General features: G+C 46.3%; 24 protein-coding genes and 2 tRNA genes. 22 read left to right on the forward strand and 4 right to left on the reverse strand.

The genetic code is table 11. The annotated features are described in order from the left end of the window. On the reverse strand, positions 1-164 hold a 164-nt coding region (locus Q8J68_RS01340; RefSeq protein WP_305309791.1), incomplete at its 3' end, for a helix-turn-helix domain-containing protein. Between the two features lie 177 nt (positions 165-341). Then, positions 342-1766: a GAF domain-containing sensor histidine kinase gene (locus Q8J68_RS01345; protein WP_305309772.1), complete on the reverse strand. Its 1425-nt coding sequence runs from the start codon at positions 1764-1766 to the stop codon at positions 342-344. Positions 1767-2231: 465 nt separating this feature from the next. Here Q8J68_RS01345 and serA point away from each other — a divergent pair, with 465 nt between their 5' ends. The 16 genes from serA to Q8J68_RS01425 all read left to right on the forward strand — a co-directional run bounded on the left by serA (position 2232) and on the right by Q8J68_RS01425 (position 13648). Continuing rightward, the gene (gene serA / locus Q8J68_RS01350; protein ID WP_305309773.1) at positions 2232-3803 is read left to right on the forward strand and encodes a phosphoglycerate dehydrogenase; all 1572 of its coding nucleotides are present in this window, start codon (positions 2232-2234) and stop codon (positions 3801-3803) included. Between the two features lie 8 nt (positions 3804-3811). Continuing rightward, the gene (locus tag Q8J68_RS01355; protein WP_305309774.1) at positions 3812-4321 is read left to right on the forward strand and encodes a hypothetical protein; all 510 of its coding nucleotides are present in this window, start codon (positions 3812-3814) and stop codon (positions 4319-4321) included. Beyond that, entirely contained in the window at positions 4321-4785 is a 465-nt protein-coding gene (locus Q8J68_RS01360; protein ID WP_305309775.1) for a DUF2240 family protein, read from the forward strand. The genes Q8J68_RS01355 and Q8J68_RS01360 overlap by 1 nt, the downstream gene beginning before the upstream one ends. Before the next feature lie 147 nt (positions 4786-4932). Next, the gene (locus tag Q8J68_RS01365; RefSeq protein ID WP_305309776.1) at positions 4933-5313 is read left to right on the forward strand and encodes a 50S ribosomal protein L18e; all 381 of its coding nucleotides are present in this window, start codon (positions 4933-4935) and stop codon (positions 5311-5313) included. A gap of 9 nt (positions 5314-5322) precedes the next feature. Beyond that, positions 5323-5742, forward strand: coding sequence for a 50S ribosomal protein L13 (locus tag Q8J68_RS01370; RefSeq protein WP_305309777.1), 420 nt, complete (start codon positions 5323-5325; stop codon positions 5740-5742). 10 nt (positions 5743-5752) lie between these two features. Continuing rightward, a complete protein-coding gene (locus Q8J68_RS01375; RefSeq protein ID WP_015052810.1) occupies positions 5753-6163 on the forward strand; it encodes a 30S ribosomal protein S9 in 411 nt (136 codons plus the stop codon). Between the two features lie 5 nt (positions 6164-6168). Then, positions 6169-6357, forward strand: coding sequence for a DNA-directed RNA polymerase subunit N (locus Q8J68_RS01380; RefSeq protein WP_083858128.1), 189 nt, complete (start codon positions 6169-6171; stop codon positions 6355-6357). 1 nt (position 6358) lies between these two features. After that, positions 6359-6454: transfer RNA gene (locus Q8J68_RS01385), tRNA-Pro, on the forward strand. A 206-nt stretch (positions 6455-6660) separates the two neighbouring features. Next, complete coding sequence (locus Q8J68_RS01390) at positions 6661-6837, forward strand: DNA-directed RNA polymerase subunit K (protein ID WP_015052812.1); 177 nt, start codon at positions 6661-6663, stop codon at positions 6835-6837. A 23-nt stretch (positions 6838-6860) separates the two neighbouring features. Beyond that, entirely contained in the window at positions 6861-7514 is a 654-nt protein-coding gene (rpsB, locus tag Q8J68_RS01395; RefSeq protein WP_305309778.1) for a 30S ribosomal protein S2, read from the forward strand. Positions 7515-7579: 65 nt separating this feature from the next. After that, a complete protein-coding gene (locus Q8J68_RS01400; protein ID WP_305309779.1) occupies positions 7580-8377 on the forward strand; it encodes an MEMO1 family protein in 798 nt (265 codons plus the stop codon). A gap of 45 nt (positions 8378-8422) precedes the next feature. After that, positions 8423-9337, forward strand: a complete 915-nt coding sequence (locus tag Q8J68_RS01405) for a mevalonate kinase (RefSeq protein ID WP_305309780.1) — start codon at positions 8423-8425, stop codon at positions 9335-9337. Next, positions 9334-10134, forward strand: a complete 801-nt coding sequence (locus Q8J68_RS01410) for an isopentenyl phosphate kinase (RefSeq protein ID WP_305309781.1) — start codon at positions 9334-9336, stop codon at positions 10132-10134. Before Q8J68_RS01405 ends, Q8J68_RS01410 begins: the two co-directional genes overlap by 4 nt. Then, complete coding sequence (fni, locus tag Q8J68_RS01415; RefSeq protein ID WP_370867578.1) at positions 10128-11234, forward strand: type 2 isopentenyl-diphosphate Delta-isomerase; 1107 nt, start codon at positions 10128-10130, stop codon at positions 11232-11234. Before Q8J68_RS01410 ends, fni begins: the two co-directional genes overlap by 7 nt. Positions 11235-11301: 67 nt before the next feature. Beyond that, entirely contained in the window at positions 11302-12648 is a 1347-nt protein-coding gene (locus Q8J68_RS01420) for an RNase J family beta-CASP ribonuclease (RefSeq protein ID WP_305309783.1), read from the forward strand. 34 nt (positions 12649-12682) lie between these two features. After that, positions 12683-13648: a polyprenyl synthetase family protein gene (locus tag Q8J68_RS01425; protein WP_305309784.1), complete on the forward strand. Its 966-nt coding sequence runs from the start codon at positions 12683-12685 to the stop codon at positions 13646-13648. A 167-nt stretch (positions 13649-13815) separates the two neighbouring features. Here the strand turns inward: Q8J68_RS01425 and ppdK are convergent, their stop codons facing one another. Continuing rightward, positions 13816-16488 (reverse strand): pyruvate, phosphate dikinase, encoded by a 2673-nt coding sequence (gene ppdK / locus Q8J68_RS01430; RefSeq protein ID WP_305309785.1) that lies wholly within the window; start codon positions 16486-16488, stop codon positions 13816-13818. Positions 16489-16791: 303 nt separating this feature from the next. Here ppdK and Q8J68_RS01435 point away from each other — a divergent pair, with 303 nt between their 5' ends. The 6 genes from Q8J68_RS01435 to Q8J68_RS01460 all read left to right on the forward strand — a co-directional run bounded on the left by Q8J68_RS01435 (position 16792) and on the right by Q8J68_RS01460 (position 20751). Then, a complete protein-coding gene (locus tag Q8J68_RS01435) occupies positions 16792-17052 on the forward strand; it encodes an H/ACA ribonucleoprotein complex subunit GAR1 (protein ID WP_305309786.1) in 261 nt (86 codons plus the stop codon). 96 nt (positions 17053-17148) lie between these two features. Continuing rightward, positions 17149-18162 carry a transcription initiation factor IIB gene (locus Q8J68_RS01440; RefSeq protein ID WP_015052822.1) on the forward strand — a complete coding sequence of 338 codons (1014 nt, stop codon included), beginning with the start codon at positions 17149-17151 and terminating at the stop codon, positions 18160-18162. Positions 18163-18282: 120 nt separating this feature from the next. Beyond that, positions 18283-18768, forward strand: coding sequence for a LysE family transporter (locus Q8J68_RS01445; protein WP_305309787.1), 486 nt, complete (start codon positions 18283-18285; stop codon positions 18766-18768). 2 nt (positions 18769-18770) lie between these two features. Continuing rightward, entirely contained in the window at positions 18771-19772 is a 1002-nt protein-coding gene (locus Q8J68_RS01450) for a class I SAM-dependent methyltransferase family protein (RefSeq protein ID WP_305309788.1), read from the forward strand. Between the two features lie 72 nt (positions 19773-19844). After that, positions 19845-19916 (forward strand) — tRNA-Thr (locus Q8J68_RS01455). A gap of 127 nt (positions 19917-20043) precedes the next feature. After that, the gene (locus Q8J68_RS01460; RefSeq protein ID WP_305309789.1) at positions 20044-20751 is read left to right on the forward strand and encodes a phospholipase D family protein; all 708 of its coding nucleotides are present in this window, start codon (positions 20044-20046) and stop codon (positions 20749-20751) included. A gap of 93 nt (positions 20752-20844) precedes the next feature. Here Q8J68_RS01460 and Q8J68_RS01465 read toward each other — a convergent pair. Then, on the reverse strand, positions 20845-21061 hold a 217-nt coding region (locus Q8J68_RS01465; protein ID WP_305309790.1), incomplete at its 5' end, for a hypothetical protein.

Here is a 21061-nt window from a genome sequence, read left to right on the forward strand (position 1 = left end):
TTCTTGAGCTCATTCTTACTTATGGATCGGTTCTCATCCTTGTAAACTGTACTCTTAAGATCCAATGCCCAGTTGTATACGAATCTACAAGTACCGAACTGTTTCTCAAAGAAATCTATTTGCGATTTATTTGGATATAATCGATACTTGTAGGCTCTTAACATAACCGAAGTATTTTGCGCTATAATAGCATATATATTTAATGTTTGGTAGTGTATGCGATTTTAGATATTTTTCAAATGAAAAATGGACGTAATTCATCCACCCATTAAAATGGGTGGTCTTCTTACTCCAACGTGATAAAATGAATGAGATTGCAGATACATTCCGCAGAGGAGGGGTTATATAGGAATTATATTTTCGTCCTCTTCGTAGAGGGGGAGCGACACATGAACTTTTGTGCCAACTCCTTCTCTGCTCTCTACACATATGTTTCCTTTATGCACTTCTACAATGTTCTTAGCAAGGTAGAGCCCCAGACCATTGCCCCCGTAGTTGCGGGTCATTGAACCATCTACCTGGTAGAATCTCTCGAATATCTTAGGTATCTGATTCTCAGGTATCCCTATCCCATTATCGGATACCTCTACGTGCATGCTTCCACTTTCCTCGTAGGCACAAATCCCTATGTGGCTCCTATAGGGTGAGAATTTGACCGCATTATCTATAAGGTAGACAAAGAGCTGTTTCAGCAGTTCGGCATTACCATATATGAAATGAAGACGTTTATCGTAATTGGTGTTAAGGACCATTCCTTTTTCTTCTACTTTAAATGACAGGCTCTTGAGAGCGTTTCCCATGACATCTGCCAGGCTTAAGGGGGAGAAGACATGTTGCTTTTTAAACTGGAAGGCATTCATGTGTAAGAGCGACTCTATCAGTCGATTCAGGCGCTCAGAGTTGGAGACTATCACCTTCAGGCCATGTTTCTGCTTTTCGTTCATATCGCCCAGCATGCCCTCATACATTATCTCACTGTACCCTTTTATGGAGATCAGGGGAGTCTTTAGCTCGTGGGTCACATTGGATACAAATTCGTCTTTCATCTTTTCAAGCGACTTCAGCTCCTCATAGGCCTTGGTGGTCTTTTCCAGGAGCTGTATGTTCTCGACCGTTATTCCGGCAAGCTTACCAACGCTTTCAAGCACATATGCATCATCCTCATTAAGCTTCAACTGCTTCTTCAGGGAAAACATAAAAAAGCCGGTCACTGCATTCCTTGCTACCATAGGGATAGCAATAACATTATCCAGGTCCAGCTCCGGGAAGATATCAGGTTTCACTTCAAGAACATGCGGTTTTTCGGTCTTCCGGGACAGAGCGCTTATTTCCATGATATTTACTATTAAAGGATGATCAAGAGGGATACTTGCAAGACCTTTTTTCAACCGGACAGGCATTTCAGCATCTGCAAACATTGAGGCTTTGTCTGAGTCCTGTTTTATCAGATAGATGAAACCGTAATTCGCATTAAGATACGAAAGAAGTTCGTTCAGAACATTCTCTAAAAAATCGTGGACATCATGGGAGCTGGCGGATACAGATGCTGCAGAATGGAGAATAAGCAGTTCCCGGTCTTTTCTGCTCACTTTTCTCTCAGCATTCTGGCATTGTACCGTCAACTGGGAGAGAGTGATGCCTGAAAGCAGGAATACAATGACTAAAAAAGAGTGAAGATAAAGTTCCCTGCCTGGAAAATACGCAAGCAACTCAGAGAGAATGGTATCATTTATGAAAAGGAAGTCCATAAAAGGATCATGGGTCACAGCCAGTAGGCAGAAAAATAAGATTATGCACAATATAATACTTGTAAATAATAGGTTGTTTTTCATGGACCACCAATAACTGCCTGTAACCAATCGTTTCTGTATATACATGTAGGCACGAAGCACAAATATATAAAACTTCACACATAGAATGCTTATGAGTCAGCAAGAAGGACATACAAATTTAAAAGTGACATCAAATTAATTAAAAAGTAAGCCTGCATTGTCGCTATAAACTCTGCTTCTCTGGCAAAAGTAAGTTTAACACTTACTCAATGCTTAAGTTTTTAAGCAGTTATACGTATGTAGGTTGCGCGCCTGGAAGACCAGGCCAGATCAAAAGTCAGTATTATGCATATGTTGGAGACAATTATAAAATGTATGGCTGCAGTTCTACTATAAAACTGTACATATGTATCATAATATCATAGTCGAACAATCACATTGATCCATGGAGCAAATATCATGAGAATATTAGTCAGCGACCCATTATCTGAACAGGGATTGGCAATACTCGGTCAGCAATTCACAGTGGACGTATTAACCAAACTTTCCGAAGAAGAACTCATAGAGAAGATACCTGATTACGATGCCCTTGTCATCCGTAGCGGGACTCAGGTCACAAGGAAAGTGATAGAAGCGGCCGATAAAATGAAGATAATAGGCAGAGCCGGCGTGGGCGTGGATAATGTTGATGTTGAGGCTGCCACTGAGAAAGGGATCATTGTCACTAATGCGCCTGAAGGCAATATGCTGTCCGCTGCCGAACACACTATTGCAATGATGATGGGACTTGCAAGGAATATACCACAGGCCAATGCCTCCCTTAAATCCAAAAAATGGGAGCGCAACAAATTCATGGGCGTTGAGGTCAACGGCAAGATCCTGGGAGTCATCGGCCTTGGACGCATCGGGGCTGAAGTTGCAAAGAGAGCGCAGGGACTTAATATGGATATTCTTGCATATGACCCGTTCATTTCAGAGGAGAAGGCAAATGAACTGGGAGTCAGGCTCATGTCAGTTCATGAGATAGTAAAGGAAGCAGACTTTATCACTGTGCACACCCCGCTCACAAAAGAGACAAGGAACATCATCGACAAGAGAGAATTCGAGATGATGAAGAGCAATGTAAGGATCATCAACTGCGCCCGCGGAGGTATAATCAATGAGGAAGCACTCGCACAAGCCCTTAAGTCGGGCAGGATAGCTGGTGCCGCAGTGGATGTGTTCGTGAATGAGCCGCCTTTTGACAGCCCTATGCTCGAATGCGATAATCTCATAGCGACTCCTCACTTAGGTGCATCCACGGAGGAAGCACAGGTCAATGTAGCAGTATCAGTTGCAGAAGAGATTGTAGCTGTACTGAATGGCGGTGTTTCCAAGAATGCAATCAATATACCATCTGTCAAGCCTGAGGTCATGTCCGTGCTTGCACCGTACATCCAGCTTGCTGAGACAATGAGCAAAGCCTGCGCACAGTTGCTTGGAAAGAACTATGAGAAGATCGAGATCTCATACCAGGGAGACATCGCGGGGAAAGACACAAGGCCTATTACCGTCGCTGCCGTGAAAGGCATGCTGCAGGTAGCTCTTGGGTCAGCCGTCAACTATGTCAATGCAAACAGCCTCGCAAAATCCAGAAAGGTAGAGGTCATCGAGAGCAAATCACAGACCTCGGATGAATACGCCTCCATTGTCAAGATAAGGATCACAAAGGGTAATGATAACCAGTCCATTACAGGTACTGTCGTTGGCAACGCTGCCAAGATAATCGGGATCAATGACGAGAACGTCGACCTGGCGCCAGCAGGATACATAATTGTGGCAACTCACATCAATAAACCCAATGTGATAGGACCCTGCTGTATCGTACTGGGGAAGAATAACATCAATATTTCAGGGATGCAGGTTGGCAGAGTGCCGATCGGAGAAGTAACTATTATGGCATTGAATGTAGATTCCGAAGTCCCGGAGCCCATCCTTAAGGAGATGAGGGCCGTTGAAGGGATCATTGATGCCAAGCTTATTAAACTCTGAGTTACAAAATGAAAGTGGCGGAAGACGATCATCCAATGATGAGGAAGCGAATATATCACCGGTTCCCCCACAGGGAAGTGGAATTCGAACAAAAGTACCGTTACCATTCGGACTTACCTTTTTTTACGAGGGTAATGGCTAACATGGATGGAAAGTTCGGCATGTTCGTCACCGAGTCTATCACCCAGAGAGGGCACCGTATACAGGCCAAACGTGAGATACGTGTGGAGATCGTTACCAATGGCGTCGACTTCGGGCCACTGAACTATGATAACGTCGATGAGATCGTAGAGAGCATCGAGAAGGAAGGGATACTGGATTTCAGGGTCCAGTTGCACTATAGTTACCTTGACGGAAAGTACAACCGAGTAGCTTTCAGAGGAGATGTGTACCTTGTGCGCGCCATTCTTGAGAATGAACTTCTTGTGCTTCAGATCAACCATATCGACGGCCAGAAGCGAACCGAATGCGGCAGGGTTGCAGACACTATTATTGATGAACTCAGACGTGGATCATAATGGATGATGAACTGAAGCTTGTTGTTGCCACCCCTTTTAAGAAAAAGGCGGCAGCATCACTTTCTATAAAGGATTTTGAATTTGCTCTATCCTTTGATCTAAAATGGATGGCTCCCCCCTTAGCTTCAAAAGCAAGGGACAAAGCAATAAGTTCCGGGCTTTTAAGGCTTGAGGATAACAGGCTTATACCCACCTTTGATGTTGCGCATATTGAACTGCCGAATGGGTTCAAGCCTTCAGGTAGCCTTTTTGCAGAAAAGACGCTTCTGGAAGAATTAATATCCATGATAGCCACAAAGGCAGGCAAGAGTGAAAAGGAAGCAGCAGCCCTTATAAATGGTACGCAAGAGCAACTCGGAGACCTTGTGGAAATCGAAGTTGCCGGCCTCATCGCCGCAAAAGAAGCGGGATGCGATACAGGCGACATTTATGGCAAGGTATATGCAAGAGTATTCCATAGATAAAGCACATAACATTTATGTACTAGTAATGTTATTGAAAGGACGAATCTATGCAATATGGATTCATCATGTTCTTACTTTATTGGCACCTGATGGATGTTCGAACGCATATTGATGCGTGAGTGAGACATAATCTTGCGGAGGAACATTATGAGCAAGAGTACACGAGCTAAAATCACTAGAAAGACAAACCCAAGGATCCCGCAACTGATCACTGATCTGAAGCAGGGCTCCCGTGATAACGACGTCATGGTCTGGAGAGACATAGCCAAGAGGCTTGAAGCACCCAGGCAGAACTATGCTGAGGTAAACCTTAGTAAGATCAGCAGGTATGTACAGGACAACGAGACAGTCCTCATACCAGGTAAAGTACTTGGCTCCGGCCTTATAGGCAAGGCAGTGAATGTGGCAGCATTAAGCTTCAGCACTACTGCGAAGGACAAGATCACCGGCCTTGGTGGAAAGTGCATGACCATAGAACAGCTCCTTGCAGAGAATCCCAAGGGCTCCGGAGTAAGGATTTTACAGTAGGTGACCAGGATGACAGTTATAGATGCAGAAGGGCTCATTATGGGAAGGCTTGCCAGTGTTGTTGCAAAGAAGCTGCTTACAGGCGAGGAAATAGACATAGTGAATGCAGAGAAGGCAGTCATATCCGGTTCCAAGGCAACCACCTTGCAGGAATATGACGAGACACTCACCAGGGGTTCAAGGGAATTCGGGCCTCATTTCCCGAAAAGACCGGACAGGATACTGAAGAGGACGATCAGGGGAATGATCCCTCATAAGCGCATGAGAGGACGAGATGCAATGGGACGCCTGAAGGTATATGTCGGAGTTCCAATCGAGTTAAGGGGCGCAGAGATCACCAAGGTTGCAGATGCAGATATGAACCGTCTTAGCTCTAACAAATACCTGACTCTCGGAGAGGTCAGCACTAAACTGGGTTCAAAGTTCTGAGGAGATTAAAATGACTACTACTAATAAGGTTGTAACTTCATCCGGGAAAAAGAAGACAGCAATCGCCCGTGCGACTGTGAAGAAGGGAACAGGCAGGGTGCGCATCAACAAGAAGCCACTCGAGATCTACGACCCCGAGTTTATAAAACTGAAGATCGATGAAGCAGTCCTCCTTGCGGGAGAGGCTGTAAACAGCATTGACATCGACGTCACCGTTAACGGAGGCGGCATCATGGGTCAGGCAAGCGCGGTCAGGACAGCTATTGCAAGAGGCATCGTAGACTGGACCAACGACACTGAGCTCCGTGACGCATACATGGCATACGACCGTAACCTCCTGGTCAACGATTCCAGACAGAAGGAAACCAAGAAGTTCGGCGGACCTGGTGCACGTTCCAGATATCAGAAATCATACAGGTAAGCGCAATGATTCCAGTTCGGTGTTTCACTTGTGGGAAAGTTGTTTCCAGCTGCTGGGAAGACTACAAGAGGCGTGTGAACGAAGGCGAAGACGCCGCCAAGGTACTTGACAGCCTTGGCGTTACACGCTACTGTTGCCGCAGAATGATACTTTCCCATGTGGAACTTGTAGACGTATTGGCTCCATACCAGTAAAGGGACCGTAGGGTAGCCTGGTCCATCCTTCGGCGTTCGGGACATGGAATTCCATGCGAACTACGCCGGAACCTGAGTTCAAATCTCAGCGGTCCCATATACCCTTCCGGTCATACCGAGAAGAATGCTGGCATAGGTAGACGACCACTTTCGGAGGGATTCCGAATACACTCATTTCAAGATAATGCATAAAACCATAGTACGTGTTCGTTAAAGAGTGCTGCTTTAATACCAATAGAAGCAACTATGGCCAGGCTATTTTATTGTTATTGTAATATAGGGAATTTTACGTTAGGTGATCTATTGAACACAGAACATTATACAAGATATGAAAAAGCAAGGATCATTGGAGCAAGGTCACTGCAGATATCAATGGGAGCGCCAGTGCTCATAGATGACCCAAGTACAAATTCATTATATCTTGCTAAAAGGGAATTCGAACTGGGAGCTACTCCCATCACTGTAAAGAGAAAGAAGTAGATTATAATAATCAAGGTGATTGAATGGATACAACTGAAGATATTAAGTTCACTGAGAATGAAAAAGTAGAAACGACTGAAAACAGCGAGGAGCAGAAATCAACATCACTGGTTCCCATAGATGAGTATCTTGCAGCCGGAGTGCACATTGGTACCCAGCAAAAGACTCAGAACATGATGAAATTCGTGTACCGTGTCAGGACTGACGGGCTGTATGTGCTGGATATCCAGGCAACAGACGAACGAATAAAGATGGCTGCAAACTTCCTGTCCAAATACGACCCTTCAAGGATACTTGTGGTGTCAGCCAGGCAATACGGGCAATTCCCTGCAAAGATGTTCGCAAAAGCCATCGGTGCAAGGTCAATGGTTGGAAGGTTCATCCCCGGAACTCTTACAAACCCAACAGTGGAACATTTCTTTGAGCCTGATGTGATCATCGTCACAGACCCTACCGGCGATGCACAAGTAATTAAGGAAGCAGTAGACATTAACATACCAGTAGTTGCACTCTGCGACACCAATAACATGACATCTGATGTAGACCTTGTGGTCCCTACCAACAACAAAGGAAGAAAGGCACTGTCACTCGTCTACTGGCTCATGGCAAGAGAGATATCAAAAGCCAATGGATCCGTTTTCAATTACGAGCTTGAAAGCTTTGAGGCAGGTGTCTGAGTACTTATCTGTATGAGCATACTACAAATAGAAAAAACCCGTATTAGCATTGGGTGATTAGTAGTATGAGACAGACAACTGTTGCAGGCCAGTTCTATCCAAGGGATCCGAAAGATCTGAAGAAGGAACTGAGCCGATGCTTTAAGGACATCGAAATCAAGCCAAGGAACATAATAGGTGCAGTAGTGCCTCATGCCGGATACGTCTATTCGGGAGAGGTCGCAGCCTATGCTTATGCCCTGCTTCCTGAAGCAGACACCTATGTGTTCTTTGGCCCGAACCATACCGGTTACGGGTCTGCGGTAGCTCTCTCCCAGGATACATGGGTCACACCCCTTGGCATGGTCGATACAGACAGGGAACTTGGAAAGCTTCTTGCCGGAAGCATAGTGGACTATGACGAGGTGGCCCATCGGTTCGAACATTCCATCGAAGTGCAGATACCTTTTCTTCAGCACAGGTTTGCAGAAAGTTTTAAGATACTTCCTGTCTGCATGGGACTTCAGGATGAAGAAACAGCTGTAGAGATAGGAGTTGAAGTTGCACGCGCAGCCAAGGCGTCGGGAAAAAAGGTAGTATTCATAGCTTCCAGCGACTTCACACATTATCAATCAGAGGAGAAAGCATCCGATAACGATCATTATCTCATTGACCCCGTTATCATGATAGACATTCCTGAATTCTATCGTAGAAGAGAGGAAAGGAATATCACAGCCTGCGGGTTTGGCCCGATAGCAGCTACGATGGCAGCAGCAGGAGAGTATGGGGCTGCCAAGGCAAGCCTCTTGAAGTATGCGACAAGCGGCGATGTAACTGGCGATCGGTCGCAGGTTGTGGGATATGCTGCGATAGTCTTTGAATGAAACATAGAGACACACATAATCAACATTTGCTTACAGGAGTTACAGATGATAACATGTTCTGCACCAGGGAAGATCTACCTTTTTGGGGAGCATGCAGTTGTTTATGGGCAGAGCGCAATCTGCTGCGCGATAGATATTCGCACCCGGGTGCAGGCAGAGAGATGTGACTCCATCGTCATTGAATCAGTGCTTGGCAGGACAGGCATCGACTATGACATCCACCCATATGTTTCAAAGGCAATAGAGAAGATGCAGGATCACGCAGACATAGAGGGAGTTAAGATAAGGATCGATTCAAACCTCCCTGTTGGCTCCGGCCTGGGATCATCAGCTGCTGTTACAGTTGCAGCGATCCAGGCATTGAACCATCTCTTCAACTGCAACCTTCAACTTGAAGAGATCGCAACTATTGGGCACGGGATAGAAAAAGAGGTCCAGGGTAACGCCAGTCCCACGGATACCTATGTCAGCACCATGGGAGGCGTCGTCATGATACCCCAGCGCAGGAAACTGCAGGCTCTGGAATGTACAATCGTTATCGGAAACACAGGCCGGTTCTCATCGACCCGGGAACTGGTAGCAAGTGTGGCAAGGCTGAAAATTGAATTCCCCGATATCATTGATCCCATACTTACAAACATAGGAACCATGTCCCTTATCGCTGAAGAGTACGTCAGCAGAAAAGAATATGCAACCCTCGGCAAGCTCATGAATGTGAACCACGGCCTTCTGGATGCTATTGGCGTGGGCAGTGCTGAACTCTCGGCACTTGTATATGCTGCACGCAGCAATGGCGCTTTGGCCGCCAAGATAACAGGGGCTGGTGGCGGAGGATGCATGGTCGCACTTTCTGATGAGCCGGAAGCACAGAGAATAGCAAAAGCCATAAGTGATTCAGGAGCTGAGGTCATTATTACAAGGAACACGCATGAGGGTGTCCGGCTGGAGACACAGAAATGAAAAAGACAAGTCACCAAAGCATCACTGTACTGAAGATAGGCGGAAGCGTCATCACAGATAAAAGCACGGATGAAGGCACTGCCAGGGTAGAAGAAATCAGGCGTATTGCCAGTGAGATCGCCCTGTCGGATACACGACTTGTGATCGTACACGGTGCAGGCTCTTTCGGCCACCCCCAGGCAAAACGCTATGGACTTACGGGTAAATTTGACCCTCTTGGCTCGATAATAACCCATGTTTCCGTCAAAGAACTGAACAGGATAGTTGTTGATGCCCTTAATGATGCTGGTGTGAAAGCTGTGGGAGTACACCCCATGAACTGCATTGTTTGCGACAATGGCAGGATAAAGGAAATGTTCCTTGAACAAATACACATAATGCTTGACAACGGTTTTGTACCGGTATTGCATGGTGATGTAGTAATGGATACGGCACTTGGGACCTGCGTCCTCTCAGGTGACCGGATAGTACCCTACCTTGCATCAGAACTGGGTGCAGAGCGCATCGGGATAGGAAGCGCCGAGAATGGAGTGCTTGACGGGAACGGCAATACGATAAAGATTATCAGTGCTACCAATTTTGAACATATCAAACAGTTCATAGGTGGTTCTGCAAATACTGATGTGACCGGAGGCATGCTGGGAAAGGTACTTGAGCTTCTAGAACTTAGTGATACATCAGATATAACTTCATATATATTCAACGCCGGTAATGCCGGAAATATCGCAGGCTTCCTCCTGGGAGAGAACATAGGCACTGCTATCTCAAAAGTAGAATATTCAGGAGCAGTATTGTGAGCACTTCCCAGAGAAAGATAGAACACCTCCAGTTATGTGCGGCAAGCCCGGTGGAGTCAAGGAAAATAAAAGCCGGATTTGAAGATATCATGCTCGTTCACCGGGCGCTCCCGGAGATGGGAATGGATGACATAGACCTTTCCACAGAGTTCCTTGGAAGGAAAATGAATGCACCATTCATGATAGCTTCCATTACCGGAGGTCATCCTGATACAACACCCATCAATGCCGCACTCGCACGGGCTGCAGAAGAGCTGGGCATTGGAATTGGAGTAGGCAGCCAGAGAGCTGCTATTGAGGACCCTGCACAGGAAGCTTCTTTCAGGGTGGTCAGGGATGAAGCACCGGATGTCTTTGTATATGGCAATATAGGTGCTGCCCAGATCAAGCAGTACGGCGTTGAAGGCGTGGAAAAACTAATAGAGATGATAGATGCCGATGCTATGGCCATACATCTGAATTTCCTTCAGGAGGCCATACAACCGGAAGGAGACAGGAACGCATCCGATGCGCTTGAAAGCATCAAGGAGATATGCTCGCTCAAGACTCCCATAATTGTTAAAGAAACCGGTGCCGGCATCTCACATGAGGACGCTCTGCTTCTAAAGAAAGCAGGAGTTTCAGCCATAGATGTAGGAGGCGTCGGTGGGACTACATGGTCAGGTGTGGAAGTATACCGTGCCAGGGCAAGAGAGGACACGCGCTCCGAACTGATCGGGGAATTGTTCTGGGATTTCGGAATACCCACCGTACCCAGTATAATAGAATGCAGCGTATCCCTGCCGGTTATTGCAACCGGCGGTATAAGGTCAGGGCTGGACATCGCTAAATCTATTGCCATGGGCGCCTCTGTGGCAAGTGCTGCGTTGCCGTTCGTAGCACCTGCAATGAAAGGAGAAGAAGAGGTCATTGAAAGCATCTCACTTATGATCGATGAGCTTAAGGTGGCCATGTTCCTTTGTGGTTGCAGGGATGTAAAAAAGCTGCACTCTGCGCCAGCGATAGTGACCGGCTGGACCAGAGAATATATAGAGTTACGGGGTTTTGACGCAAAAGAACTCGCACTCAGATCTGAGAGCAGTGAGCTTCAGATCGTTTGACTGTCATTTAGTATAGCATGATACATAGATGCAAAATTGAATTTATAGAAATAACAGAGGATAATATATGACTGAAATAGGTATAATAGCAGTTGGCGGATACAACGAAATGGGCCGCAACATGACTGCGATCAGAGTAAACGAGGATATAATAATCATCGATATGGGCATTCGCCTGGACAGGGTCCAGATCCATGAGGACGTAGACATCGACAGGATGCACTCACTTGAACTGATAGAAATGGGAGCGATACCTGACGACACGATAATGAATGAGGTCAACGGTAACGTGCGTGCCATAGTCTGCACACACGGTCACCTGGACCACATTGGCGCTATCCCCAAGCTTGCGCACCGCTACGCAGCACCAATAATCGCAACCCCATATACTACTGCTTTGATAAAGCACCAGATAGATTCCGAGAGGAAGTTCGGTGTAAAGAACAATATCGTTGCACTGAAGGCAGGGGAAACCCTTGAGATCACAAAGGATATCACAATCGAGTTCATCAACACGCAGCACAGCATCATAGACACGGTATTTGTAGCCATACACACGCCAAGCGGCGCTGTGGTATATGCATGTGACTTCAAGTTCGACAGAACACCCACCCTGGGAGAGGCACCTGACTTTGACAGGCTAAAAGAGCTTGGGAAAGAAGGAGTCATTGCACTCATCACTGAGAGCACCAATGCGGGCAGGAATGGAAAGGCACCTTCTGAACTTATAGCACACATGATGCTCAAGGATGTCCTGCTCGGTACGGAGGAATCTGCTGTCGGCATGATAGTCACCACCTTTGCATCCCATATAGCTCGTATGAATTCTATCGTGCAGTTCGCGAAAGAGATGGGAAGGATACCAGTGCTCCTGGGAAGGTCCATGGAGAGGTATGTTGGTACTGCATATCAGCTTGGATACATCGACCTCCCCGAAAACGTGGAGATATATGGATCACGCCGCGACATCGACAATGCACTGAAAAAGATAATGGAAGCAGGCAAGGACAAGTACCTGCCAGTCATGACCGGACACCAGGGTGAACCCGGAGCTGTCCTTGGCAGGATAGCTAATGGCGAGACTCCATTCAAGGTAGAGACCGGAGACAGGATCATATTCTCAGCAAATGTGATACCAAACCCAATGACACAGGCAAACCGCTATGCACTTGAGACAAAACTCAAGATGAAAGGGGCAAGGATATATGATAATGTACACGTTTCCGGACACGCATACCGGGAAGATCACTGGGAACTGCTCAGGATGCTCAAACCAGAACATGTAATTCCGGCACATGGAACCATACAGATGCATAGCGAATATATCCAGATGGCTGAAGATGCAGGTTACTCACTCGGCGATACTCTGCACCTGTTGAGGAATGGAGAGGAACTCTATATCGAAGAAGATTAAGAGTAAGACTTAAGGAAAAACAGCGTGATAAACTATGGATCTGATAGGAGAGATAAAAAAGAGGTCTGTACGCGTCGATAAGGGCATTGAGGAATACCTCCCGGTGTCCAGGCCGACAGAACTTTATAAAGCAGCCCGCTACCTGCCGGATGCCGGCGGGAAAAGACTCAGACCCGCCATTGTGATCCTGGCAGCAGAGGCTGTGGGCTGTGAACCTGAAAAGGTTCTTCCTGCTGCTGTTGCCCTAGAGCTCGTGCATAATTTCACACTTGTCCATGATGACATCATGGACAGGGATGACATACGCAGAGGAATGCCGGCCGTCCATGTAAAATGGGGAGAGGCAGGCGCTATCCTGGCAGGCGATACCCTCTACTCAAAAGCCTTTGAGATAATGACATGTGCCAATGGCACTCCTGAGAACCTCCTAAAGTGCGTCGATATACTGTCCAGGACATGCAGGGACATCTGTGAAGGCCAATGGATGGATATCGAGTTCGAAGACCGCACGGATGTCACCGAGGAAGAATACCTTGACATGATAGAGAAAAAGACAGGTGTGCTCTATGCTGCCGCATGCAAGATAGGAGCCATACTTGGTGGCGCATCAACTGAAACAGCAGACACTCTTTATGAGTTTGGCCGGCTCATAGGTATTGCTTTCCAGATCTATGATGATGTCATTGATATGATCACTCCTGAAGAGGTACTCGGCAAGGTCAGGGGAAGCGACCTCATGGAAGGCAAGAAGACGCTCATCGCCATTCATGCACTGAACAATGGTGTCGAAATGGATATATTCGGCAAGGGAGAGGCCAGCATAGAAGAGATAAATGATGCTGTGCGCCTTCTGGAAGATTCAGGCTCGATAAACTATGCAAGGGATCTTGCAGTGTCATATATTGCAAAAGGCAAAGGACTCCTTGATATTCTTGAGGATAGCGAGTCAAAAGATATACTTCTTGCAATCGCCGATTACATGATCCAGAGAACACATTAACTTTTTTGATGAAGGGTTTTGCCCTTTTTTTATTTTAGATTGATACTTATATTTGCCTGCTGTTGCTACTGGTTGCTATTATAGCTGCAGGATTCAGTAAATCTGCATAGATCAATAGATATAGTACGATGGTAAAAAAAGAGATACGGGACGTCACTACCCGTATGTTACTGGAGGGATCTGCCTTCGTCCTCGAGGACTGCCTGTGCTGCAGCAAGCCTGGCGATGGGCACACGGAATGGCGAGCAGCTCACATAATCAAGCCCGGCCCTGTAGCCGAACTTTACGGAACTTGGCTCTCCCCCATGTTCACCGCATATACCGATCTTAAGATCCGGCCTTGTAGAACGGCCTTTTTCAATACCTATTCTCACAAGTTCACCAACACCTTCCTGGTCAAGGACCGCGAATGGGTCATTCCCCAGGATACTATCGGCAACATAGCATGGAAGGAACTTGCCTGCATCGTCCCTGCTGAAACCAAAGGTTGTCTGGGTCAGGTCATTGGTACCGAAGGAAAAGAACTCAGCCTCACGGGCGATCTGGTCTGCCGTCAGGGCTGCTCTGGGGAGCTCTATCATTGTACCTATCAGGTAATCCATCTTTACCTTCTTTTCAGCCAGCACGGATTCAATGACATTGATCACATGCTTTTTCACTGCTTTGAGCTCGTTAACGTGACATATAAGAGGGATCATGATCTCAGGCACGACATCCATGCCTTCAGTCTTAAGCTGGCAGGCAGCCTCGACGATAGCCTGCACTTGCATGTCGTATATCTCCGGATAGGTTATGCCAAGACGGCAGCCCCGGTGACCGAGCATGGGATTGATCTCTGTCAAAGACTCGACACGCTCCATGATAGCCTTTAAGACTGTAAGTTCGTCAGCATTGCTTGCAAGCCTCTCAGCTTCGAGAAGGCGGAACTTTTCTGCCAGTTCCTCGTGCTTTGGCAGGAACTCGTGAAGTGGCGGGTCAAGCAGACGTATGGTCACAGGATATCCTTGCATGGCGCGGAAGATACCGATGAAGTCCTCCCTTTGCATAGGCAAAAGCTTGCTTAGAGCCTCTTTCCTGGCATATTCATCTTCCGCCAGGATCATTTCCCTGACGACAGGTATCCTGTCATCGCCAAAGAACATGTGCTCTGTCCTGCACAGTCCAATTCCCTCTGCACCAAAGCTCCTTGCTACAGCCGCATCGTGAGGAGTATCGGCATTTGTCCTGACGCTCATCTTCCTTACTTCATCAGCCCAGGAAAGCAGGATCTTGAGTTCTTCACTGACCCCAGGGGTGACGAGCGAGACTTTTCCAAGGATCACTGATCCTGCTGCTCCATCGATAGATATGTAGTCGCCTTCCTTTATACGAAGGTCATTAACAGTGAACACTTTTTCATGAATATCAATACTTATAGCTCCGCAACCTGCTACACAGGGCTTGCCCATTCCCCTGGCAACTACAGCGGCGTGAGAGGTCATCCCTCCGCGCACGGTAAGTATACCCTGGGCAGCATCCATGCCCCCTATGTCTTCAGGTGATGTCTCTGTCCTGACAAGGATCACTTTCTTGTTGAGCGCAGCCATCTCCTCGGCATGCTCGGCTGTGAAGACAACTTTCCCAACAGCTGCACCTGGTGATGCAGGCAGCCCGATTGCGATAACCTCATACTTTGAGCTGGAATCTATCATCGGATGCAGTAACTGATCTATCTGCTCCGGCCTGACCCTCATGAGAGCTGTCTTCTTGTCTATAAGACCCTCACTGACCATGTCAACAGCAATATTTAGGGCAGCTGCTGCAGTACGTTTACCATTCCTGGTCTGCAGCATGTAGAGCTTGCCTTCCTGGATAGTGAACTCGATATCCTGCATATCCCTGAAGTGTTTCTCAAGCTTCTGGCAGATGTCCACAAGCTGTGCATAGGCCCCGGGCATCTTCTGTGCAAGGGTCGTGATGGTAAGAGGAGTCCTGATGCCTGCTACGACATCCTCGCCCTGTGCATTCATAAGATACTCGCCAAAGAACTCCTTCTTGCCTGTTGCAGGATCCCTTGTGAAAGCAACACCTGTGCCCGACGTCTCGCCCATGTTACCGTAGACCATTGTCTGCACATTGACGGCAGTACCCCAGTCCATCGGGATGTTGTTGAGCTTCCTGTATCGGATGGCACGCTGGTTGTTCCATGAGTTGAAAACTGCTTCAATGGACATCTGGAGTTGTTTACGCGGATCCTGGGGGAATTCAGAGCCGGTCTTCTTCTTAATAATTTCTTTGAACGTATCAGCCAGCTGTTTTAGGGCACCTGCATTAAGCTGTGTATCCTGCTTGACACCAAGCTCATTTTTCTTAGCCTCAATGGCAGATTCGAAATACTCGTGCTTTATATCCAGTACCACATCCCCGAACATCATCAGGAACCTGCGGTAACTGTCATAGGCAAATCTTTCATTACCGGTCTTTTTTGCAAGACCTGCAACAGACACATCATTCAGGCCCAGGTTCAGGACAGTGTCCATCATACCAGGCATGGAAACACGTGCACCCGACCTGACCGAAAGCAAGAGAGGATCCTTCAGATCCCCAAATTTCTTGCCATTCACCTTTTCGAGTTTCTCGATAGCAGCGTCTATCTGATCAAGAATGCCGTCAGGGTATGAACCATTCTCAAGATAGAGCACACAAACCTCAGTTGTGATAGTGAACCCAGGCGGAACCGGTATTCCCAGATTGGCCATTTCTGCAAGGTTGGCACCTTTGCCACCAAGCAGATCTTTCATGCTGTTTTTACCTTCAGTTTCTTCTTTCCCGAAAAAGTATACGAATTTTCTATCTGCCACCAGATTTCCTCCACGCATAAAATAGATGATGGGTAGTTTAAGTATAAAGTCATTATAGAGATATTATAAAGTGACAATAAAGTCGTGCCAAAATAGTCCTGTTATAACTTTAAGGTTGTGGTCTGTGAAGAGATAGCACGGCCATCACATACCGAAAGATATAAACGTAAACGGAATTTAGTCTCCGAATCAACGATATCTTTTTGTAGGGAAAAATAGCGGTATTAAAACTTCTGCGTAAACTATATATAATATTAACACGAGAATAGTTCCAAATAAAAAAGAAAAGAACTTGCACAAAATATGAAACGACTGGGTAAAGTATTGCATCTTTCGAAACAGGATGATCTGATCATCAGAGGGGAAACAAAGAAGTTTTCCGGATCTATGAAGGAAATGCCTAGAATACATTCTTTTGTTCTTGATAAGTCAATTAAGAGGATAGGGAAGGTTACCGGCGTTTTCGGACCTGTTGACTGGCCCTATTATATTGTGAAACCGAACAAAGGAATTGCTGGTTCTGAACTTCAAAAAATGGTAAATGAACGAGTTTACGTTCAGTGAATACATGAGCCTTTTAAATTGTTGTTGTGAGCTGTGGTTGACTGAGAGATGACTGAATGAATATATTTTCTGTTTATAGAGATTAGGTGATTGAAAATGGTCGAAGTTGAAAGGGTACGGTATTCCGACACTTCCGAAAGGGAGAAGATACGTGCAATGATCAAGGCACGTAAGGAAAAAGAGAAAGACATGGACGTTGAGAAGGCCAAGGTCCAGTGTCCTGAGTGTGGCAGCCGCAGCCTGGTACAGGACTATGAGAGGGCCGAACTGGTCTGTTCGGACTGCGGACTTGTCGTAGACGCCGAGTTCGTCGACGAGGGACCCGAATGGCGTGCATTTGACCACGACCAGAGAATGAAACGCTCACGTGTAGGCGCGCCAATGACCTACACCATACATGACAAAGGTCTCTCCACAATGATAGACTGGAGAAACCGTGACTCCTATGGGAAATCTATTTCCTCCAAGAACAGGGCGCAACTGTACAGGCTGAGAAAATGGCAGCGTAGGATACGCGTCAGTAACGCTACTGAAAGGAACCTTGCCTTTGCATTGTCCGAACTGGACCGTATGGCATCAGCCCTGGGTCTGCCAAGGACAGTGCGTGAGACTGCGGCAGTGGTCTACAGGAAAGCCGTTGATAAGAACCTCATCCGTGGAAGGAGCATCGAAGGTGTTGCCGCAGCAGCATTGTATGCAGCATGCCGCCAGTGCAGTGTCCCAAGGACACTCGACGAGATAGGAGAGGTATCAAGGGTAAGCAGGAAAGAGATAGGCAGGACATACCGCTTTATCTCAAGGGAACTTTCCCTCAAGCTCATGCCCACATCACCAATAGACTACGTCCCGAGATTCTGCTCAGGACTCAATCTTAAAGGTGAGGTGCAGTCCAGAGGTGTTGAGATCCTGAGGCAGGCTTCCGAGAAGGAGCTTACCAGCGGCCGTGGTCCCACAGGTGTGGCTGCAGCAGCCATCTACATTGCCTCTATCCTGTGCGGCGAGCGCAGGACACAGCGCGAGGTCGCCGATGTTGCAGGTGTGACCGAGGTCACCATCCGTAACAGGTACAAGGAACTCGCAGAAGAGCTTGATATCGAGATCATTCTCTGAGCACACAATATACCGGAACGAAGTAAGTGAACAAAGGAAGGGATCAAGACTGCTTCCTTTGTTACATATTCATTTTTGCCAGATATTTTTAACATTTGACCAGATCAAGCAGTGTTAACTATGTTAGAGCTACTGGAGATGCTGGCCATCGGATTTACCGTGGGGATGACAGGTGCGCTTGTACCCGGACCAATGCTTTTCGCGACAATAGACACATCCCTGAAAAGAGGATGGCAGGCAGGTCCGGAAATCTTCATCGGCCACGCGAATGCAAATAGTGCGGCAGGTTCAATGCATGAACACAGGAGCAATAATTCGAACCCCATACTGGCAGGAATAGTAGCTTCTGCCTCGAATCCCTATTTCTGGCTGTGGTGGCTTGCCGCCGGAAGCACCCTTGTACTGAAAGGACTTGAGATCAGCATGCTTGCAGCAGCACTTTTTGTTGTAGGCTACTGGATGGCAGACCGGAGTTATTTCACAGTTGTTTCCACATCATTCAGCAGAGGGAAGAAGCTGATGTCCCCAAAACTTTATGAAAGGGTACTGATGTCATGTGGTCTGTTCCTTGCCCTGTTCGGGTCATGGTTTATCGTAGGTACATGAACATGAGAAAAAGTTGCATCCGGATTTTGAAGAAGAACGGCGAGCCTATACGCAGAGCACTTCTTGATATGGATCTGCTGGACAATAATTCCAGGATCTGCTCGGAAGGTGACTTCCTGTATTTGCCCCTTACAGCAGAACCGCAGGATACAGAGCTTAAGTTGCTGCCGGGAGATTTTGAGCTCACAGAGCAGGATTTTGAAGAGCATAAGGGACAATTGAAGCTTGAAAACCTTATGAATGACGTGCCGCATTTTGAAGTGATAGGAGATATCGCGCTTATCGAAGATGACGTGTCTCAGCCTGAAATGGTCGCTGAGGCCATCATGAAAGTCAAGGGCAATGTTAAAACGGTACTTGCCGCCCTGGGACCTGTAGAGGGAGAGTTCAGAACCCGCAGGTTCAGGAGAATCGCAGGAGAGGACAAAACCTCCACCATCCATAAGGAGTACGGCTGCAGATACTACATCGACCTTGAAAAAGCGTACTTTACTCCCCGCCTTGCAACGGAGCGCTCGCGTATCCTCGCGCAGGTAAAAGAAGGACAGACCGTTGTGGACATGTTCGCAGGCGTCGGCCCTTATAGCATAATGATAGCAAAAAAGAGCAATGACATAAGGGTCATCGCAATCGACAAGAACCCCGATGCGATCGAGTTCCTGCGCCGCAACGTGGAACTCAATTCAGCGACTAACGTCGAGGCAATTGAAGGCGACGCAAACCTGTTAGCAGAGAGGTTCCAGGGTCTTGCGGATCATGTCATAATGAACCTCCCCCACAACGCCTGTGAGTTCCTTGATGCTGCGATCAGGCTGTGCGCATCTGGTGCTATCATTCATTACTACGACATCACCCCCGAGGATGATCTATTCGGATGTTCCCTGAAACTTATCGAGGAAGCTGCAGGCAAAGCAGACCGGAAAACCGAAGCTGTAGAAACAAGAGTTGTTCGTTCCTATGCTCCCCGCCAGTTCAACGTGTGCATAGAAGTGAGAGTAATATAACAAAAACAGAGAAATAGCCCTATAAGCGAAATCATTAAATCACTATATACAATTATAAGGTCATCCACATCTGCCTCTGTGGCTTAGCGGTATAGCGGCTGATTCGTAATCAGCAGGTCGGGGGTTCAAATCCCCCCGGAGGCTTGAAATCACGGGGTTAAGAGCCCCTTTTTCTATTTTCAACAAAGAAAATCTGCATAATGGAGAGTGGGTTTATACGTAAACATTCCAAAGATATAAAGTTTATATACAGTAAAGTATAATTAATTTTATGGTTGATTTTTTAACTACTACGGGAATTTCATTTCGCTTAGAAGCGATAATCAAAGATGCTGATGAGAAGTTAATTTTGGTCAGCCCATATTTGAGGATAAATGAAAGAATCAGAGAACTAATCGAAGATAAAAACCGCATGAAAATTAATATAATAGTTATTTATGGAAAAAATGAACTTCAACCTGATGAACACAATTGGTTAAGAAACTTGGATTTTGTTAGGACGGGGTTTTGTAAAAATCTACACGCTAAATGCTATTTAAACGAAAAAGAAGCACTTGTCACTTCAATGAATCTGTATGAGTTTTCTCAACAAAACAATAATGAGATGGGCATTTATGTTTCTAAAGAGAAAGATTCCGAAGTGTACGATGAAATAAACAAAGAAGCAATGAGATTATTCAGAATTAGTGAAGAACTTAAGGTAACAGTTGAGAAAATAACACGACAAGAGGAAGATAAACAGAAATTAACCAGCTCTTCAGAAAGTGGTTTTTGTATTAGATGTAAGAAAGCAATAAAACAAGATCCATTACATCCATATTGCAAAGATTGCTATACAACCTGGAATAAATTTGGAAATGAAGAATATCAAGAAAAAGTATGTCATATCTGTGGTAATGACACTAAATCCAGCAAGATAAAACCTATTTGCTATACATGTTATAAAAAGTATAAAGGGAAATTAGAGTTGCCTCTGTAATTCTCCTCTCCCCATTATAAACTCATTCTTGGAATCATCTTATGTTTTTCATGCGGGAAAGAAAAAATAAAGAAGATAGATAATAGAAAGCAATTAAACTGAATTGCCCTTATTAAGAGATTCAAGAATTGAAGGGAGCTTGACACCCAGCACTTCAAGATCAGAGCCAAACAATGTGAAATTCTCCCATTTATTTGATTTTTTGTTGAACTTGGAGAACTGAAGCCACTTTACAGTTGAACCATCATCTTTTTTCTTTTCAGATATTGAAATAGATGTATTCACCAGGTGAATCTTTTCGCCTATCTGT

The sequence above is a fragment of the Methanolobus sp. genome, from assembly GCF_030682845.1.
Classification (GTDB): Archaea; Halobacteriota; Methanosarcinia; order Methanosarcinales; family Methanosarcinaceae; genus Methanolobus.

What these genes read in the sequence shown, in the direction of transcription:
- serA (WP_305309773.1), top strand. Translation starts at nt 2,232, where the DNA reads ATGAGAATATTAGTCAGCGACCCATTATCTGAACAGGGATTGGCAATA.
- Q8J68_RS01355 (WP_305309774.1), top strand. Translation starts at nt 3,812, where the DNA reads ATGAAAGTGGCGGAAGACGATCATCCAATGATGAGGAAGCGAATATAT.
- Q8J68_RS01360 (WP_305309775.1), top strand. Translation starts at nt 4,321, where the DNA reads ATGGATGATGAACTGAAGCTTGTTGTTGCCACCCCTTTTAAGAAAAAG.
- Q8J68_RS01365 (WP_305309776.1), top strand. Translation starts at nt 4,933, where the DNA reads ATGAGCAAGAGTACACGAGCTAAAATCACTAGAAAGACAAACCCAAGG.
- Q8J68_RS01370 (WP_305309777.1), top strand. Translation starts at nt 5,323, where the DNA reads ATGACAGTTATAGATGCAGAAGGGCTCATTATGGGAAGGCTTGCCAGT.
- Q8J68_RS01375 (WP_015052810.1), top strand. Translation starts at nt 5,753, where the DNA reads ATGACTACTACTAATAAGGTTGTAACTTCATCCGGGAAAAAGAAGACA.
- Q8J68_RS01380 (WP_083858128.1), top strand. Translation starts at nt 6,169, where the DNA reads ATGATTCCAGTTCGGTGTTTCACTTGTGGGAAAGTTGTTTCCAGCTGC.
- rpsB (WP_305309778.1), top strand. Translation starts at nt 6,861, where the DNA reads ATGGATACAACTGAAGATATTAAGTTCACTGAGAATGAAAAAGTAGAA.
- Q8J68_RS01400 (WP_305309779.1), top strand. Translation starts at nt 7,580, where the DNA reads ATGAGACAGACAACTGTTGCAGGCCAGTTCTATCCAAGGGATCCGAAA.
- Q8J68_RS01405 (WP_305309780.1), top strand. Translation starts at nt 8,423, where the DNA reads ATGATAACATGTTCTGCACCAGGGAAGATCTACCTTTTTGGGGAGCAT.
- Q8J68_RS01410 (WP_305309781.1), top strand. Translation starts at nt 9,334, where the DNA reads ATGAAAAAGACAAGTCACCAAAGCATCACTGTACTGAAGATAGGCGGA.
- Q8J68_RS01420 (WP_305309783.1), top strand. Translation starts at nt 11,302, where the DNA reads ATGACTGAAATAGGTATAATAGCAGTTGGCGGATACAACGAAATGGGC.
- Q8J68_RS01425 (WP_305309784.1), top strand. Translation starts at nt 12,683, where the DNA reads ATGGATCTGATAGGAGAGATAAAAAAGAGGTCTGTACGCGTCGATAAG.
- Q8J68_RS01435 (WP_305309786.1), top strand. Translation starts at nt 16,792, where the DNA reads ATGAAACGACTGGGTAAAGTATTGCATCTTTCGAAACAGGATGATCTG.
- Q8J68_RS01440 (WP_015052822.1), top strand. Translation starts at nt 17,149, where the DNA reads ATGGTCGAAGTTGAAAGGGTACGGTATTCCGACACTTCCGAAAGGGAG.
- Q8J68_RS01445 (WP_305309787.1), top strand. Translation starts at nt 18,283, where the DNA reads ATGTTAGAGCTACTGGAGATGCTGGCCATCGGATTTACCGTGGGGATG.
- Q8J68_RS01450 (WP_305309788.1), top strand. Translation starts at nt 18,771, where the DNA reads ATGAGAAAAAGTTGCATCCGGATTTTGAAGAAGAACGGCGAGCCTATA.
- Q8J68_RS01460 (WP_305309789.1), top strand. Translation starts at nt 20,044, where the DNA reads ATGGTTGATTTTTTAACTACTACGGGAATTTCATTTCGCTTAGAAGCG.